Origin of the sequence: Arthrobacter sp. Alg241-R88, assembly GCF_900537115.1 — a bacterium.
Classification (GTDB): Bacteria; Actinomycetota; Actinomycetes; order Actinomycetales; family Micrococcaceae; genus Arthrobacter.
In genome coordinates, this window is sequence record NZ_UNRG01000002.1 from 354,729 (window position 1) to 371,576 (window position 16,848).

Annotated in this window: 18 protein-coding genes; 10 read left to right on the plus strand and 8 right to left on the minus strand. The window is 66.9% G+C overall.

What is annotated here, in order from left to right; genetic code table 11:
• The first annotated feature begins 23 nt into the window (after nt 1-23).
• Nucleotides 24-2,204 carry an elongation factor G-like protein EF-G2 gene (locus tag G6R19_RS06425; RefSeq protein WP_163163450.1) on the plus strand — a complete coding sequence of 727 codons (2,181 nt, stop codon included), beginning with the start codon at nt 24-26 and terminating at the stop codon, nt 2,202-2,204.
• Between the two features lie 19 nt (nt 2,205-2,223).
• Here the strand turns inward: G6R19_RS06425 and G6R19_RS06430 are convergent, their stop codons facing one another.
• The 5 genes from G6R19_RS06430 to G6R19_RS06450 form a co-directional block, all read right to left on the minus strand.
• Nucleotides 2,224-3,906, minus strand: coding sequence for an alkaline phosphatase D family protein (locus G6R19_RS06430; protein ID WP_163163452.1), 1,683 nt, complete (start codon nt 3,904-3,906; stop codon nt 2,224-2,226).
• Nucleotides 3,907-3,944: 38 nt separating this feature from the next.
• The gene (locus tag G6R19_RS06435; protein WP_163163454.1) at nt 3,945-4,673 is read right to left on the minus strand and encodes an anti-sigma factor; all 729 of its coding nucleotides are present in this window, start codon (nt 4,671-4,673) and stop codon (nt 3,945-3,947) included.
• Complete coding sequence (locus G6R19_RS06440; protein WP_163163456.1) at nt 4,660-5,343, minus strand: sigma-70 family RNA polymerase sigma factor; 684 nt, start codon at nt 5,341-5,343, stop codon at nt 4,660-4,662. Before G6R19_RS06440 ends, G6R19_RS06435 begins: the two co-directional genes overlap by 14 nt.
• The gene (locus tag G6R19_RS06445) at nt 5,340-6,068 is read right to left on the minus strand and encodes a class F sortase (RefSeq protein ID WP_240341784.1); all 729 of its coding nucleotides are present in this window, start codon (nt 6,066-6,068) and stop codon (nt 5,340-5,342) included. Before G6R19_RS06445 ends, G6R19_RS06440 begins: the two co-directional genes overlap by 4 nt.
• Nucleotides 6,069-6,229: 161 nt before the next feature.
• Complete coding sequence (locus G6R19_RS06450) at nt 6,230-7,057, minus strand: DUF4397 domain-containing protein (RefSeq protein WP_163163458.1); 828 nt, start codon at nt 7,055-7,057, stop codon at nt 6,230-6,232.
• Between the two features lie 251 nt (nt 7,058-7,308).
• Here G6R19_RS06450 and G6R19_RS06455 point away from each other — a divergent pair, with 251 nt between their 5' ends.
• Entirely contained in the window at nt 7,309-7,824 is a 516-nt protein-coding gene (locus G6R19_RS06455; protein ID WP_163163460.1) for a flavin reductase family protein, read from the plus strand.
• A gap of 56 nt (nt 7,825-7,880) precedes the next feature.
• On the opposite strand, the gene G6R19_RS06460 is transcribed toward G6R19_RS06455, so the two are convergent.
• Nucleotides 7,881-8,294: a CBS domain-containing protein gene (locus G6R19_RS06460; RefSeq protein ID WP_163163462.1), complete on the minus strand. Its 414-nt coding sequence runs from the start codon at nt 8,292-8,294 to the stop codon at nt 7,881-7,883.
• A 294-nt stretch (nt 8,295-8,588) separates the two neighbouring features.
• Between G6R19_RS06460 and G6R19_RS06465 the strand changes: the two genes are divergently transcribed.
• The 4 genes from G6R19_RS06465 (at nt 8,589) to G6R19_RS20205 (ending at nt 12,450) form a co-directional block, all read left to right on the plus strand.
• Nucleotides 8,589-8,900, plus strand: a complete 312-nt coding sequence (locus G6R19_RS06465; RefSeq protein ID WP_163163464.1) for a hypothetical protein — start codon at nt 8,589-8,591, stop codon at nt 8,898-8,900.
• Nucleotides 8,890-9,486, plus strand: coding sequence for a hypothetical protein (locus G6R19_RS06470; RefSeq protein ID WP_163163466.1), 597 nt, complete (start codon nt 8,890-8,892; stop codon nt 9,484-9,486). The genes G6R19_RS06465 and G6R19_RS06470 overlap by 11 nt, the downstream gene beginning before the upstream one ends.
• Before the next feature lie 25 nt (nt 9,487-9,511).
• On the plus strand, nt 9,512-12,145 hold the full coding sequence (gene hrpB, locus G6R19_RS06475) for an ATP-dependent helicase HrpB (RefSeq protein ID WP_163163468.1): 2,634 nt from the start codon (nt 9,512-9,514) through the stop codon (nt 12,143-12,145).
• Between the two features lie 152 nt (nt 12,146-12,297).
• Nucleotides 12,298-12,450 (plus strand): hypothetical protein, encoded by a 153-nt coding sequence (locus G6R19_RS20205; RefSeq protein WP_205484277.1) that lies wholly within the window; start codon nt 12,298-12,300, stop codon nt 12,448-12,450.
• A gap of 63 nt (nt 12,451-12,513) precedes the next feature.
• On the opposite strand, the gene G6R19_RS06480 is transcribed toward G6R19_RS20205, so the two are convergent.
• Nucleotides 12,514-13,191, minus strand: a complete 678-nt coding sequence (locus G6R19_RS06480) for an alpha/beta family hydrolase (protein WP_163163470.1) — start codon at nt 13,189-13,191, stop codon at nt 12,514-12,516.
• Between the two features lie 69 nt (nt 13,192-13,260).
• On the opposite strand from G6R19_RS06480, the gene ligD reads away from it, so the two are divergent.
• Nucleotides 13,261-14,283 carry a non-homologous end-joining DNA ligase gene (gene ligD, locus G6R19_RS06485; RefSeq protein WP_163163472.1) on the plus strand — a complete coding sequence of 341 codons (1,023 nt, stop codon included), beginning with the start codon at nt 13,261-13,263 and terminating at the stop codon, nt 14,281-14,283.
• Nucleotides 14,284-14,287: 4 nt separating this feature from the next.
• On the opposite strand, the gene G6R19_RS06490 is transcribed toward ligD, so the two are convergent.
• The gene (locus G6R19_RS06490) at nt 14,288-14,908 is read right to left on the minus strand and encodes an L-threonylcarbamoyladenylate synthase (RefSeq protein WP_163163474.1); all 621 of its coding nucleotides are present in this window, start codon (nt 14,906-14,908) and stop codon (nt 14,288-14,290) included.
• A gap of 160 nt (nt 14,909-15,068) precedes the next feature.
• Here G6R19_RS06490 and G6R19_RS06495 point away from each other — a divergent pair, with 160 nt between their 5' ends.
• Genes G6R19_RS06495 through G6R19_RS06505 form a run of 3 tightly spaced genes read left to right on the plus strand, consistent with a single transcriptional unit; the run spans nt 15,069 to nt 16,774 of the window.
• Nucleotides 15,069-15,506 carry a VOC family protein gene (locus G6R19_RS06495; RefSeq protein ID WP_163163476.1) on the plus strand — a complete coding sequence of 146 codons (438 nt, stop codon included), beginning with the start codon at nt 15,069-15,071 and terminating at the stop codon, nt 15,504-15,506.
• 55 nt (nt 15,507-15,561) lie between these two features.
• Complete coding sequence (locus tag G6R19_RS06500) at nt 15,562-16,248, plus strand: hypothetical protein (protein WP_163163478.1); 687 nt, start codon at nt 15,562-15,564, stop codon at nt 16,246-16,248.
• A 16-nt stretch (nt 16,249-16,264) separates the two neighbouring features.
• A complete protein-coding gene (locus G6R19_RS06505; protein ID WP_163163480.1) occupies nt 16,265-16,774 on the plus strand; it encodes an HAD domain-containing protein in 510 nt (169 codons plus the stop codon).
• Nucleotides 16,775-16,848: the final 74 nt, after the last annotated feature.

Sequence of the window (16,848 nt, forward strand, 5' to 3'; positions counted from 1 at the left end):
GGCAAAGACGCCAGGAGGTTCGGATGTCGGTCAAAGGCACCAGGGACGTAGCAGGGCCTGCAGGGCGGGGCGGGCCGGAAGGACGCCAGGGCAACGGCGCTGCCGGCATCTCCCCGCGGGACCCCGCCATGGTTCGAAACGTGGCACTTGTTGGCCGGTCCGGTGCCGGCAAAACCACCCTCGTCGAGGCACTGCTTGAGGCCAACGGCATGATCACCAGGAAGGGCTCGGTGGTTGACGGGACCACCGTGAGCGACTCCGATCCCGCCGCCATTCACCAACAACGCTCGGTGGCCCTGTCAGTGGTCCCGCTGCCTGTGGCCGGAATGAAGATCAACCTCCTCGACACCCCCGGCTATCCGGACTTCATCGGCGAACTCCGGGCCGGCCTTCGCGCCGCGGACGCCGTCCTTTTCGCCGTCTCCGCCGTTGACGGGGTGGATGCAGGCACCACTGCAATCTGGCAGGAGTGCCAGTACCTGGGGATGCCGCGTGCCGTAGTCCTCACGCGGCTCGACCATCCCCGGGCTGATTACGACGGCGTCCTCGCCGCCTGCCGCGCGGCGTTCGGCGACACGGTGCTTCCGTTGTATGTCCCTGTCCGCACCGACGGGGAGGCCACCGGGCTCCTCGGCCTGCTGTCCGGCACGGTCTTCGAGTATTCGCCGGGAACGTCCGGTGCCACGGCGCGTGCCGCCGTGCCCCAGGAAATCGAAGCAGCGGATGCTGCGCGGGCCGAGCTCATCGAAGGGATCATCGCGGAAAGCGAAGATGAGACGCTGATGGACCGTTACCTGGGCGGCGAGGACATCGATGCCGACGTCCTCATCGCGGACCTGGAAACCGCCGTCGCCCGGGGATCCTTCTTTCCCGCGGTGCCCGCTTCGGCGCTCACCGGGCTGGGCACGGCGGAACTTCTGGAGCTCCTCACCAAAGCGTTTCCGTCGCCGCCGGAGCGGAGCCTGCCGCGGGCAACAGACCTTACCGGAGCGCCGGTCCGCGCCCTTGCGTGCAACCCGGAGGGACCTCTTGCGGCTGAAGTGGTGCGCACCACGGTGGACGCCTTCCTGGGCCGGGTCTGCCTGGTCCGGGTCTTCTCCGGAACCCTGCGCGGTGACACCCCGGTACACGTCAGCGGACACGGGCTGGCGGACCGCGGCCACCAGGACCACGACACTGACGAGCGCCTCACCCACCTCTATTCGCCGCTGGGAGCCAACCTCCGGCCCGTGCCCTTCTGTATCGCCGGCGACATCGCGGCGGTAGCCAAACTGGGCAGCGCCGAAACCGGGGATACCATCTCGGCCAAGGACCAACCACTGCTGCTTGCCACCTGGGAGATGCCCGAACCGCTGATGCCGGTCGCCATTGAAGCCGATTCGCACGGCGACGAGGATGCCTTGGCCCGCAGCCTGGGAAAGGTGGCCGCCGGCGACCCCACCCTTCGGGTGGAGCGGAATGCGGAGACCCACCAGCTGATCTTGTGGTGCATGGGGGAGGCACACGCCGAGGTGGTGCTGGACAGGCTCCGTGACCAGGGCGTGAAGCTGCACACCGTGGACGTTGTGACGCCGCTGAGGGAAACCTTCTCAAGCCGCGCTGCCGGGCACGGCCGCCACGTCAAACAGTCCGGCGGCCACGGCCAGTATGCCGTCTGCGACATCGAGGTTGAGCCCCTGCCCAGGGGCACCGGATTCGAGTTCATCGACAAAACGGTGGGCGGCGTGATCCCCGGAACCTTCATCTCATCGGTCGAGAAGGGCGTACGTGCCCAGATGCAGAAAGGCGTTGCGTCCGGCTTCCCGGTGGTGGATGTGCGCGTGACCGTGGTGGGCGGCAAGGCGCACAGCGTCGATTCCTCAGACGCGGCCTTCCAGGCAGCCGGTGCCCTTGCCTTGCGGGAGGCGGCGGCCGCGGGCAAAATCCAACTGCTGGAGCCTGTTTCGTCAGTGGCGATCAGCGTCCCGGACGAGCACGTGGGGACGGTAATGAGCGACCTTTCCGCCCGCCGCGGCCGGCTGACGGGCACCACGTCCTCCGGCGGGGACCGGACTGAGATCACGGCGGAAGTGCCGGACCAGGAACTCTTGAAATACGCGGTGGAACTCCGTGCTTTGACAGCGGGAACCGGCACCTTCAACCGCCAGTACCTCCGGCACGATCCGGTACCAGGCAACGTGGCCGCCGCGGGCGCCGGCAGGTGACGCTGCACCCCACGCGGAGTTAGGGCGCCTGGGGCGCCGGCTGCTCCACGTTCCTGGGTGTGATGGTGATGGAAGCCACCTGCTCCAGCCTGGGGTGCAGATGGTCACCGCCCTTCACCACGCCTTTCTGCCACCACAGGTCCAGCCCTTCAGGCGTCACTTCCAGGCACGCCAGGTTGTTGTCGAACCACGGACCCTTGATGCCTGACCATGTGTAGGGCGGGTCCGGCACCCTGGCAGAGCGCGCCGCACGGGCGCCCAGGGATTCGGCGAGCCCGTAGGACAGGATGGCAGTGACGGACCGCATCAGGCGCGGCAGCGGGTTACGGATGGGCGAGCAGACCGCTTGGATGATCCTGCTTCCCGTTGCCCGCCGCACTTCCGAAACATAGGAAAAGTGGACGTCCCCAGAGAGGAACATCACCGCCTCAGGAGCGCTCCCGCGTTTGCCGTCGGCGACTTCGGCGGCCATGATGGCCACTTGCCGGAAGCTTTTCTGGAACGCCGCCCAATGTTCCAGGTCGAGGGCCTGGCGCAGCTTTTCGGCTGCCTTGGCGGCCCGGCTTCCCCAGGCGCCCTCGGAAACGGCTTCGTTCCAGGATTCCATGTGGTGCAGGCCCATCGGCAGGAGGAACGGCAGCGACGTGGCGATAAGCAAGTGGCGGAACCCGCCCCTCATGTTCTCGTCGAGCCAGCCCATCTCTGCGTCATCCAGCAGCGCCCGCCGGCCCGGGGAAAGGTCCCGGGCGGCGCGTGAGTCCAGCACAATGAGTCTTGTATCGCCGAAGTCGCGGCAGAGGCTCCACCGGTAGGTTTCGGGGCTACTGTCCGCGCGTTCCACGAGTCTGTCCAGCTCGTCGCTGAGGTCCAGCTCGTCAGGGCCGGTGTGGCGGGCAACCCGCTGCCACAGGGCATCCTGGGCACGCTCCTGCGGGGAGAGGTTTCCCAGGTGCTGGTAGACCCAGTAGGAAGCCAGCCCGGAAACCACCCGTTCCTGCCACCACGGGGTGGTTGCCATCTTCTGCTTCCACGTTTGGGAGGCGTTCCAGTCGTCCCGGATGTCGTGGTCATCGAAGATCATGGTGCTGGGCAGCGTGGACAGCAGCCACCGGTTGGCCGGGTCCGACCACGCCAAATAGTAGAGGTGGGCGTACTCCTCGTAGTCCTTGAGCTCCTTCCCGGGCGGTTCCTTGATATCCCGCCTGGAACGGATGAACTCCTGCATGTGCTTGCTGGTGGAGTCCGCGTAGACCTGGTCGCCCAGGAACGCCAGCAGGTCCGGCCAGGGAGTGCCGTCGTCGGAGGCCATCCGCAGGGCGTAGGCGCGCAGGGAGTCCACGCCGTGGCTTCGGTTTCCGGAGGCATCGTGCGGGACACTGGTTCGGCAGGAGCCGAAGGCCAGCCGAAGGGGCCTCCCGGGAACCAGTGTCGTGATTTTCGACGGCGGCAGGTCGGATTCCGGATCGGGCCACACCTGGTTCCCGTTGACCTGGAGAGTGTAGGGGGTGACGGTTCCCGGCTCCAGCCCTGCGACCTCCACCAGGGCGTAGTGGTGGCCGTGGACAGTGAAGGTCCGGGCGGTCCAGGATTTTTCGACGGCGTGGACCGTGACTTCCGCGGAACCGCGCGTCTCCACCCAGATGCTCGCTGAGGTTTCATCCACGTACCGCATCATGGGGCCGAGCACCAGGGGCGACGTCATGAATAAGTTGTACCCGCTCCGCGGCGGCGGCGCCATGGTCAGGAGCTGAGGGTGCCCCTGACGATGCTGACACTGGAGTGCGCGGGATTGCCGTCGAGCGGCTCGTCCGAGATGTCGACGATGGGGTAGCCGGAGAGGTCGAGCCCTGCCGGAACGTCAAAGCGGCCGGACGACGAGTTCATGATCCCCAGGCTGACCAGCCGGGAAAGGTCCGGGGCAATGAGCCAGACTTCCTGGTAACCACGTGCCTCCGTCTTGTCCAACTGCACTTCGATGGTCCGCGTCCCGTCGCCTGCTTCGGTCACGGTGGCTGATCCGGTGGCGGAGAACTGCTCCAGCGGTTCCAGGCGGGCAGAGGCGAGCGGAACCGGGGCGACCGTCTGGTTGACGGCGACCACAACGCCGGTTGTGATCACGACGGCGGCCGCGGCGGCTGCAAGCCAGGTCACCGGCCAACGGAGCCAGGAGACGTTGTTGCTTCCAGTTGCAGGCTGGGGTTCAGCAGGCTCCGCGTTTGCGGGGCCAAGCGGATCCGACGCGACGGCGTCGGAAAGTCCCAGCTTGCGGTGGATTCCTTCCCATACGTTTGGTCCCGGGCTCTCCAGGGAACTGGCGTCGGGCGTGGTCCGGACAGCGTTGACGGCCCGGCGGAGCGCGGCGTACTCGGCTGCGCACTCAGGGCAGGAACGAAGGTGGCTGATGCTGCCCGCGTCCACAGGCTCGTCCAGGGCGAACAGGCTCAGGACTTCGGGGTCAAGGTGCTGCATGATCCACCTCCAATCGGTGTCTCAGGTGGCTAAGGCTGCGGCGGATATGACTCTTGACCGTACCAAGGGGAAGGTTCAGTTGCCGTGAAATCTGGTCGTGGGTCAGGTCGTCGTAAAACGCCAGGCGCATAATCGAGCCCTGGGGTTCGCCGAGGCGGTCAAGCTCCCCGTCCAGCAGCAGCCTGTCGGCGAGGACTTCAGCCGACGATGAGGCGGCGGCGTCCTCGGCCCCGGGCTGAAGACCAGCAGCCGCGAGCACTTTGCGGTTTTCGCGGGCGGACGCGCTCAGGGCATCCGTGACCGCATTGCGGGTGATCCCGACAATCCACGCCGGGAGTTCCGCCTTGTAGGGGTCGAAGGCCGACCGCGACTTCCAGACGCGGATGAAGACTTCCTGCGTGACGTCGTCGGCGGCGCTGCGGTTCCGCAGCGCACGGAGCGCCAACGTGTACACCAGGGGAGAGAACTGGCGGTAGGCCTCGGCCAGGGCAGTTTCATCACCGGCCGCGAAGGAATGGTCGAATTGCCGGTCCCATCGTCCAACCCCGGTGGGCCGGGAAGCCGCGCTGCCGCCACGCTGCTCGTCGCCGGAAGGCGGCTGTCCAGAAGGTGCCACATTGGCCTCCTTCCCCACCTCGGCGTTGAGCGTCAGGGCTGCGGAGCGGCTCATTCCAGTTCCGCAGTGACAATGACATTGTCACTGTAGTCCTGTTTCTCGTCCAGCCAGCGGCCTCCGCAGGTGACAATCTTGAGCTGGTGGGGCCCGTCACGGCGGAAAAGGGAACCGCCGTCGAACTTGTCCTTGGCCATCAGCTCGACGGAGCGCACGCGGTAGTTCAGGGCCGGTGCGCCGTTCCGCTCGATAGTGACGCGCGTGCCGGCTGTAAGCCCGTTGAGCTGGGAGAGGGGAGCGAGGTCCGAGGTGGTGTCAACGTGGCCCGCCACAACGGCTGCCCCGGCTGCTGCTCCGGGGGCCGGCCCGTGCCGGTACCAGCCGGCCTGGTCGAAGGCTTCAGGAATTTCCATGGCCCCGTCCGGGGAAACGCTCACTTCCACGATGCCCATATTGATGGTGGTGCCCTCGACCGTCAGGGAGCGTGGTGCCGGATCCTTGGGTGCAGCCGGCGTGGGTGTGGCTTGGCGGATTGGAACATCGGGCAGGGCAGCGGGTGTGCTTGCGGGTGCTGGTCCCGATGCGGGGGCGGCGGCGGCCGCTGTGGTGGGGGCAGGGGAGGCCGCTTCCGTGGGTGCCGATGCGCACCCGGACAACAGCGCCATCAGGGCAAGGACGATGGCGGCCGTAATAGTGCGTGCCTTCGCTGCGCTGCGCCCGGTGGCCACCTGCACCAGGTCCGGGCAGTTCCGGACCTGTTGGTCCGTCGTCGTGCTTTCCATGGGGACAACCTCCTCTTGTCAGCGCTGCCCAAATGCTTGAAGGCTCCGCCTCCTGCCTGGGGAGCAGAAGGGACGGGCCCGGCCGGCCGGCGAAGAATGCCGGCCGGCCGGGCCTTGGGTGTCAGGGCGTCGGTCTGGCCGTGCCTGGCTTTGCAGTGCCGCTAGTTCACCCTGCGCAGGGCAGCCGAGCGTGAAACGGCGACCGCGCCCAGTAGGAGTGCGATTCCTGCAGCCCCAAATCCGGCGACTGCCGTGGCCTGTCCTGCGGCGCCCGCGTCAGCCGCACCCGAGCGTCCGCCCGGGACTGCCCCCGGTGCTGAATGCAGACCTTCAATCGTCTGCACTGCGAGCTGAAGGTTCTGGTCGGTCAGGCTGCCCCAGGCGTACACGATGGTGTGCGTGCCTTCGGCGACTGTCACATCAGCGGGTCCAATGACGGGCTGGGTGGTTCCAGCCGCTGCCACAGCTGCGGGGATAGTGCCCGGATCCAGCGTCAGTGTCTGTTCGTTCGGGTTGGCCAGGTTGGAAATGACGGCGGAACCGGCGGCCAGGACGTCGACGGCGGGAGCGGCAGCGGTGTGCCTGACTGTCAGCTTGCCCTTGCCGGGTTCAATCTGCGAGGCGTCGTTGGTAAAGAGGTTCGCCGTGGGCTTGCCGGCGGCATCCAGGTTGGCCACGGCGGTGTAGTTGCCGTTGGCGGCGAGGGTCACGTTGACCGGGCCGATCACGGCGGCTGATGCGTCTGCTGCATCCGCGGCAGTGATGGCGAGGGCGTAGTTTCCTGCCGGAAGAGCCAGCGGGCCGGCAAGGGTGCCGGGAGTAAAGTCGTCCAGGGTCCGCTCGCCATTGACCCAGACGTCGACAGTCAGGCCGGGCACTCCGTGCAGGACGGACAGCTGGGCGTCGCCTTCAGCCGCCTGGGCCGGGCCGGCGAAAGCCAGTGCTGCCGCGACTGCCACTGCTCCTGATGCAAAAATGCTGGTGCGCATGATTTCTCCTTCTTCGGCCCGCTGGGCGGGCGGTTTTTGCTTACACCCCTACTACCGGCAGCAGTGCCCATCCGGATGCAGATGCATGAAAAAAACTTTGAAAAAGATTCCGCCGGAAAGCCCGGCTTCATTACGGACGATGTACCGGCATGACCCTCCGTGTCGGTCCGCGTCCGCACGTTTCAGGGCGGTTGAATCCTGGGAGCGGCTGATGGTTTGGTGAGGTAACGATCCAACGAGAGGGCCACGCCATGACAGTCACAGCAAATCTTGCTCCCCGCCGGCTTCGCGACATTTTTGGAACTTTCGCCACCGGTTTGACCGTGATCACCAGCGCCACGGAAGGTGGCCCCGCTGGATTTACCTGCCAGTCGTTCGCATCGTTGTCCCTCGAACCTGCGCTTGTGACCTTTAGCCCGGCGAGGACGTCCAGTACCTGGCCGGTACTGCGGCAGGCAGGGTCCTTCGCCATTAACATCCTCCCCGCAGCGCACCAGCATCTCGCGGGGCAGTTTGCGAGGTCGGGAACGGACAAGTTTGCCGGTGTCGGCTATTCAGCCTCGCCCTTGGGCAACCCCGTCCTCGACGATGCCCTTGCCTGGATCGACTGCGAACTCCATGCGGAGTACGACGGCGGCGACCACACCATCGTGGTGGCTGCCGTGAGGCACTTGAGCGCCCGGGAGGACGCCGAGCCGCTGTTGTTCTTCAAGGGCCGGTACGCCGGGATTGCCCCCGCCGGCCGCGTGCTTGAAGCGGCCAGCTAGGCATAGGGTCTGTGGGCGCGCCGCCGTGCCGGGCCAGCGCTCCCAGCGTCTACCAATCAATATGAGATGAAGGCGACCAGTTCGCCCACCCGGTCCTCGGGGTAGTTGCGGGCAATGTCCGCCTGGCTTAGAACCCCCACCAGGTCGTGGCCATCGATCACCGGCAACCTGCGCACCTGATGGTCCTGCATGGTTCGGATTGCTTCTTCAATCGAATCGTCAGCGCCGATGGTGACGGGTTTTCCTTCACCAAATTCTCCGGCTGTGGCCGTGCGTGGATCCCCGCCCGCTGCAAGGCACTTGATAACGATGTCCCGGTCCGTCAGCATGCCCTTGAGCCTGTTGTCCTCGCCGCAGATTGGGAGTGATCCCACATCGAGTTCCTTCATTTTCCGGGCTGCCGCCTCGAGCGTCTCCTTCTCGCCCACGCACTCTGCGCCCCCGGTCATAATTTCCCGCGCCGTTGCCATGATCGTCTCCTCCATCCATAACGCCGTGCCCTGCCATTGCCCTGCCGTGCCTGCGGCGGGATCGGGTGGCCCTTCGGGGAGGCGTTCATGGTTGACACCTCCGAAGAGCCAACCGATGAAAAAATGCTAAGCCTGCTGACTATTTGTGTCCAGAGCTCCGCGAGTTGACGTAAGGCGGGCGCGGATAGCCGGTGTTTCGTGGGGGCTGGAGTTCTTGCATCACCGCGATCAGGTAGTAAGCTTGCTGACCAATACTAGTAAGCTTGCTGATTAATTGAGGTTAGGAGTAGGGCCATGGGCACAGTTTTTTCTGCCGCCACGGCGCTGGCGGTCACCGTGGCCGGCGCAGCCGCGGCTCTGAGTGCCCCCTTTGGCGCTGCCGGGAATGGAAGCCAGTACCTGGCCGGCCACGTGCTGTTGGGGCTGGGCCTCGGTCACTCAATCGCCATCCTGCTGCGGATGGCGACCCGGCGCCTGATGGCCGGCCGATCCTCAGCCAAGGAGGCAGCCGCCACTGCACCGGAGCCGGCTCAGCTCGCCACGGTTACCGTAATGCCCACCAGGCCCCCGGCCATGGCACCGCTCCGGGGCAGGCATGCCGCCTGAAACGGAGCCGCATCGTGAAGGCAAAGAAGGCACGCCGCCCCTGAAGCGCCTCCGCGCCTGGCAGGCCGCCTCTGCGCTACTGGCAGTAGCCGGCCTTGCCGCGGCACTGTATGCCGCCTCCCCGCTCGCGCGGCCGGCGGATTCGGATGAAGGTACGCTCCGGGGACTGCAGATCAGGGTGCTCACCATCAGCCAGGCTGCATCGGAAAACCGCATGGACGGTGCCCTTGCCGCGCTGGAGGCGCTGGAGAAGGACCTGAACGACGCCGCCGGCCAAGGCCTGATCTCGGTGTCGAGGTATCGCGGCATCGAGGCAGCCCTGGACTCTGTGCGTGCGGAGATTACCGGGCAGATTGCAGCGGTATCGGCTGCCGCTGCTGAAGCCCCTACGGCGGGCACCGCAGGCTCTTCCGCGGCTCCGGAACCCGCGCAGCAGCCCGCGCAGGTTGTACCGCAGGATGTACCCCAGCCGCCCCTGATCGTTCAGGCCCCCGCCCCTGAGGTGGCGCCCGTCCAGGAGGAACCGAAGTTGCCGGAGCCCGCAAAGGAAGCCAAGGGAAAGGGCAAGGGGCCGGGAAAACCCTGAGGGAACTTCCGGGCACAATGGACGGATGACTTCTCCAGCCGGACAGCAGAGCGCCGGCAAACCCTTCGACATTGCAGCCATCGGCGCCCGCCTGGCCTTCGCCAGCTCAGCCCGGGCGCTGACGGAAGCCCTCGCCGGCGGCGACGGCCCGCGCTCCGCAGTCGTGCAGGCGCCGCCGGGAACCGGTAAAACCACCCTGGTTCCGCCGCTGATCGCGAACCTTCTGGCGCCGGGCACCGGGCGCGTGGTTGTCACCCAGCCCCGCAGGGTCGCTGCCCGTTCCGCCGCGCGCCGGCTCTCGGCCCTGGACGGCGCCCGGCTGGGTAGCCGGGTTGGCTATTCCGTGCGGGGGGAACGGCAGGCCGGATCCGAAACACTCATCGAGTTCGTGACGCCCGGCATCCTGCTGCGCCGCCTGCTCTCCGACCCGGGGCTGGACGGTGTGGGCGCGGTGATATTGGACGAGGTCCACGAACGCGGACTTGAGACGGACCTGCTCGTCGGCATGCTCGTCGAGGTGCGGGAGCTGCGCGGGGACCTCACCGTCGTGGCCATGTCCGCCACCCTGGACGCACCCCGCTTTGCCGCCTTGCTCGGCAATGGTGACGGCGGGGCACCCGCTCCCGTAGTGGACTGCCCCTCGGTGCTCCACCCCTTGGAAACGGAGTGGCGGCCTGCTGCAGGGCCGCGCCTGGACGACAGGGGAGTGACGCCCGCGTACCTCGATCATGTTGCCGCCACAGCTGCGGAGGAATTCATTCAGGCGCTGAAGGGAGACAGCTCCACCGATGCCCTTGTCTTTGTTCCCGGCGCGCGGGAGGTCTCCCGGGTGGCGGTGGACCTCCGCCGTAGGCTGGGACCGGCCGCGGACGTCCTGGAGCTCCATGGCCAGGTGGGTTCATCAGAACAGGACCGCGCAGTTTCGGGCCGCGCACCGGGCGGGAGCCCAAGAATCATTGTCTCCACCGATCTTGCTGAATCCTCCCTTACTGTGCCGGGTGTCCGGCTTGTCATCGATTCAGGGCTCACCCGGGAACCAAGGCGCGACGCCGGCAGGGGGATGAGCGGGCTGGTGACCGTTTCCTGCTCCCGGGCCTCCGCCGATCAGCGTGCGGGGCGGGCAGCCCGCCAGGGTCCCGGGCGGGTGGTCCGGTGCTATGACCAGCAGGCCTTTGGCGCCGCGCCGGCCCATGTGACGCCGGAAATCAAGGTGGCGGACCTGACCGGCGCCGCCCTGCTCCTGGCATCCTGGGGTGCCCCGCGCGGAGAGGGGCTCGCGCTGCCGGACCAGCCGCCGCACCAGGCGATGGACGATGCCATGGAGATCCTGCGCGAACTTGGGGCGGTGACAGACGAGGGCCAGGCCACCGGCATGGGCAGGCTGCTGGCCACCATACCGGCGGATCCCCGGCTGGCCCGGGCCCTGCTCGACGGGGCCGCCGCCGCGGGTCATCTGAAGGCAGCCGAAGCGGTGGCGCTGGTCGCGGGTGATTACCGCGCTCCCGGCGCCGACCTGCCCCGCCTCCAGTCCCGGTTGCGAAACGAAACAGGACCGGAGGCACGGCGCTGGGCGGAGGATTCCCGCCGCCTGGCAGCCCTTGCGAAGCAGGGCGCGCCGACTTCTTCGCCGGCACAGCCCGCCCTGCCCGGGAAGGTCACCGGTGCAGCGGTGGTGGGCGCCGTCGTCGCACTCGCCTTTCCTGACCGCGTGGCACGAAGGGTGGACGGCGACATCCCAAACCGCTATCTCCTTTCCTCGGGTACCCGCGCCGGGCTGCCGGCCGGCAGTTCGCTGTCCGGCCATGATTGGCTGGCGGTGGCGGAAGTGACCCGCGCCGGCGGGAGGGACGCCGCCGGAACCGGCGCGGTGATCCGCTCGGCAGCGCCGCTCGCACCCGAACTGGCGGAAGCTGCTGCGTCACACCTTTTGACCGACGTGGTCGAGGTGGAATTCACGGAGGGCCGCCTCTCTGCCCGGCGGGTGCGGCGCCTGGGGGCCATCATCCTGGCGTCCACGCCGGTCCGCCCGTCGCCCGCCGAGGGGCGCGCGGCCGTAGCGGAAGCCCTGCAGCGGGGAGGCCTGGGCGTCCTTGACTGGTCGACGGCGGCAGATGCGTTGCGCCGACGTCTCGCCTTCCTGCACCGCGGGCTGGGTGCGCCGTGGCCGGACGTTTCGGACCAGGCGCTGCTGTCGAGGCTGGGGGACTGGCTGGGACCGGAGCTGGAAGCCCTCGCCGGCGGAACGGCCGCACGCTCCATCACCCTCGGTGACCCGTTGCGCCGGTTGCTGCCCTGGCCCGAGGCGGCCAAACTGGATGACCTCGCCCCGGAGTGGCTCGAGGTGCCCAGCGGGTCCCGCGTGCGGATCGATTACCCGGACGTTGCGGACCACACTGCCCGGCCGGTGGTGGCCGTCAAGCTGCAGGAGTGCTTTGGGTGGGCGGAGACCCCGCGACTGCTCGGCGGCCGCTTACCGGTCCTCTTCCACCTGCTCTCACCGGCCCGGCGACCGCTCGCCGTAACCGACGACCTGACATCGTTCTGGTCCGGCCCCTACGCGCAGGTCCGGGCCGAAATGAGGGGCCGATACCCCAAGCATCCCTGGCCCGAGGACCCCTGGACGGCCCCGGCCACCGCACACGTCAAGCGGAGGAAGTAGCCGCCCAAGCGGCGGATCCCGGCTCCGCGGAGTTCACCGTGAGATCTCCGATACACAGTTGAAACCTCGCGTCGATGGACTGAAACATCCCGTGGATAGGCTCGTTTGCACCTGGACGGCGTTGTCCACACCCTCACATTAAGGACGTGCAGATGTTTCTCCTCAACAGCCTCAACCTCTTGCTCGACGGCCAGCGGAACGATGAAAGCCGGTCCCACAGGGGTAGCGATGGACAGTCCGACTTTCCCCAAGGCCAGCTGAGCTCCGCCGCCTGGGAAGGGTGGTGGCAGGACGACGCCGCGTAGCTGCTGTTCCCCCGGCGGCCACTGGAGCATCGCGGGCCGGCTGTTGTGGCTGGAAGTTCGCCGTCAGGAGTGGCCGCGGATAAAGGCAGTAACGGGTTCGGCAAGGGAAGCACCCACCTCGTCCGCCGAACGCTTAAGCCCGGCGACGACGAAAGAGTGGTCACCGCCCTCCATCCACTGGAGAACGGCATTGGTCCCGATCCGCGAGACCACGCCCGCCAGGATTTCCGGGGTTGCGAACGTGTCCCGGCTTCCCTGGAGGAACAACATGGGCGTCGTCAGCCCGTACAGGTGTTCATCCCTCAGCTTGTCCGGTTTGCCGGGCGGATGCAGGGGATAGCCCAAATACACGAGTCCTGCCGCTTCCATCCCCTCGGCCACCGCCATGGATGCCATCCGGCCCCCAAAGGACTTGCCGGCCGCCCAGATCGGGCCGGCGTCGTTATGGGCTGCTGCCTGCTCCGCCGCCGCCGCCATCGCAGCACGCCAGGTGGCGACGGCGACGGGCGGCCGGTCGGGGAATTTCCGGCCCGCTTCCCGGTAGGGGAAGTTGAAGCGCAGCGTTGCTGTCCCCAGCGCATTCAGGGCCGCCGTGAACCCGCGGAGGAAGGGATGCTCCATCCCGGCGCCCGCCCCGTGGGCCACCACAACCGTTGCGGTGGGATCATCCGGGCGGGCGTACGCAGCAGAGACATTGACGCCGCCCACTGCGAGGGTCAGGGGCACTTCTGAGGCAGGCATGCCTCCATCATGCCGGACCCGGATCCCCAAATCTCAACGCAGACAGCAGCCGGGGTGTACGTTGTCCCCATGGCGAGCGAACAGACCACCATTACCGTTCCGGGCCCCGACGGCGAGCGCGAGATGCGCATTTCCAGTCCCAGCAGGGTGCTCTGGCCCGACCTGGGACTCACGAAACTGGACCTCGCACGGTATTTCGCCGATGTGGGGGAGGCGTTCATCACCGCCAACGGCGACAGGCCGGTGGCCCTGCAGAGGTATAAGGACAACGTTGATGGCGAGATGTTCTTCTCGAAGAACCCACCGAAGGGCACCCCGGAGTTCATCCGGACGATGAAGGTGGTTTTCCCGAGCGCCCGCTCCCATCCCATGCTGGTCCTGGACGAACCGGCCGCGGCCATCTGGGCGGTCCAGATGAACACTGTCGTTTTCCACCCGTGGCCGTCCCGTACCGCGAACACGGACAACCCGGACCAGTTGCGCATCGACCTGGATCCGCAGCCGGGCACCGATTTCGACGACGCTGTCCCGGCGGCGCTGCTGCTGAAGGAGGTCCTGGCCGAGGCCGGGCTTACCTGCTTTATCAAGACCTCCGGAAACAGGGGACTGCATGTGTACGCGCCCATCGAGCCCACCCGCGAGTTCCTTGATGTGCGGCATGCCGTGATTGCTGCGGCCCGGGAAGTGGAGCGCAGGATGCCGGAGAAGGTCACCACCGCCTGGTGGAAGGAAGAACGGGGTAAGAAGATTTTCCTGGACTTCAACCAGGCCAACCGCGACCGGACCATCGCCGGCGCCTACAGCCCCCGGGCGCTTCCGCACGCCTCAGTGTCATGCCCCATCACCTGGGATGAGCTGGAGACCGCGGATCCGAAAAACTTCACCATCCTCACTGTCCCGGACCGGCTCAAGACCGTTGGTGATCCCTGGGCGGACATGCACAACAACCCGGGAACCATCGACACCCTTCTTGAGTGGTGGGACCGGGACCTCAAAGACGGCCTTGAAGAAATGCCCTTCCCCCCGGACTACCCCAAGATGCCGGGCGAGCCGCCGCGGGTGCAGCCCAGCCGTGCCCGAAAGCAGGATTAGCGGCCTACTCGAAGCGGGACGGGTCGCCTGTCCCGCGGCGGACCACCTCTGCCACGCCGCTGGAGAAGTCCACCACGGTGGTGGGCTCGGCTCCGCAGTCGCCGGCGTCGATCACGGCGTCCACCTGGTGGTCCAGCCGTTCCTTGATTTCCCAGCCCTGGGTCATCGGGTCCTCCTCGTCCGGCATCAGCAGGGTGCTTGAGAGCAGCGGCTCGCCGAGCTCGGCCAGCAGCGCCTGCACCACGCGGTTGTCCGGGATCCTGACTCCCACGGTCTTCTTCTTGGGGTGCAGCAGGCGCCGCGGAACTTCTTTGGTGGCCGGCAGGATAAAGGTGTAGCTCCCCGGAGTCACGGACTTGATGCTGCGGAAGACGTCATTGCCGATGTTCACGAACTGCCCCAGCTGGGCAAAGTCCCTGCAGACCAGCGTGAAGTGGTGCTTGTCGTCCAATTTGCGGATGGAGCGGATCCGGTCGAGGGCGTCCTTGTTGCCCAACTGTGCCCCCAGCGCATAGCAGGAGTCCGTGGGGTAGGCGATCAGCCCGCCGTCGAGCACAATGCGCACTGCCTGGGTGACGGCACGGGGCTGGGGATCCTGCGGGTGAACGTCAAAGTATCTGGCCATGCACCCGAGCCTACGTTCCCGGCCCCGCTGCCGCACGCATTGGCGCCGGGGCGTAGCCAAAGCAGCCGGCAGGGCAGATGCCCCCTACCCGCCGACTGCGGATTGGGGCAGGATGTTGTCTGGTTCCATCCCTTTCGGTACAACTCAAGGAGATCCAGCCATGCCCACAACCCTCAACCCGTACCTTGGCTTCCGTGACAACGCCCGCGAGGCCATGAACTTCTATCAATCGGTTTTCGGCGGCGAGCTGACGCTCAGTACCTTTGGGGAGTTCCAGGCCAGCGAGGACCCCGCCGAGGCGGAAAAGATCATGCACGGCATGCTGACCACCACCCAGGGCCTGGTGCTGATGGGAGCGGATACGCCCAACAACATGGAGTTCAGCGCGGGCTCGTCCATCTCCATCTCGTTGAGCGGCGACGACGAAGCGGAACTGCGCGGCTACTACGAAAAGCTCAGCGGCAACGGCGGCAATGTCACGGTGCCGATGGAGCAGGCTCCGTGGGGTGACATCTTCGGGATGTGCACGGACCGCTTCGGCGTCGCCTGGCTGGTCAACGTCAACAACCCGGAGGCTGCAGGACAGGCAGCCGGGTAACCACCCCAGCCGCGCTTCCTTGAGGAGGGGCGCCACGCAGTGCGACGATGTACGCGTGGAGTCCCTCTTTGAGATCCTTGACGATAAATGGTGGCTCGTCTTCCCCGCTTTGGCCTTTGCCGGTCACTGGGCGAACTCGTGGCGCAAGGCCAGCGACCGGCGGCACCAGCGGAAGGTGGAGCTGTACAAGCTCAAGAACCAGGCACGTGAGGCTGAGAAAGCTTCGGCCGCCGAGGTGAAGTCACTCATGGCCGCCCATGACGCTGCCAACAAGCGCTGGCTGGACTACGAACTCGACGTGGGCAAGCTGATCGACTTCCCGCTTATGACCGATGTCCGGGAACCCCTCACGGTGGCGTTCCTTCGAGCCAAACGTGAGGCTGACGGACTGCGGCCGGTAACGGCGGCGGACGTGACCTCACACTCCCGCCTCGAGGCGTACCGGAAAGCTGTGGATGGTTTCAGCGTGGCCCTGGACGTCGCCGAGCGTGAAGCCAGGCGCATCAGGGACAGCAAGTTCACTGGTCCCGAACGTGAACGGCTGGCCACCGCCCGGCAGCTACTGAAAATCGCGGAAAACCATGCAGCCACCCCGGCGGAACGCCAGGCCGCCTACAAGCGGGCCCGCCGTGAACTGGACGGCCTTATCGTCCTGCCCGACGTGACCGTGGCGGCACTCGAAGGGAGAATCGCACCGATGCTGGACCCGGGCGCTCGGCCCTCCAATTCCCACCACGGCTGATCGGCCGGAAGCAACCGTGGCCGTTCGAACGCTCTACCTTGACGTCGACGGGGTCATCTGTCCCTTTGGCCCCGAAGGGAGCACCGGCTGGGGAACGCCCTGGAGCCGTGCCGAGGCCGGGCTGCTGCCGGTGACGTACGCACCTGAACTTGTCAAAGGACTCAACAGCCTGGCTGCCATGCCCGGGCTGCGGTGCGTCTGGCTCACCAGCTGGGAGGACCTGGCGCCCCAATACCTCTGCCCGGCCATCGGCCTGAAAGGTGGCCGCTGGCCCTTCCTGACAGCCGATGGGCCCGGAAGCGGACCCGGCTGGTGGAAGCTCCGGGCCCTTCAGGCCCATGTGGAAGAGACGGCACCTGGCGCGGTGGCATGGGTGGATGACCAGCTCGCGTTCGAGGCGGAAGCCCAGGCCTGGGCGGGAATCATGGGCCAGCGTTTGCTGACGCTCTCGCCGGACCCCCGGCGGGGAATCTCGCCCGCGGAATTGGACGCCGTCGCCGCATTCCTCATGGGGCCGGTGTTTTGACCTCCTGCCGAGGACGCGTACGATCGATAAGGTTTCTCGCCGGTTGTGTTAGCCCATCGTGTTAACAGCGCAGG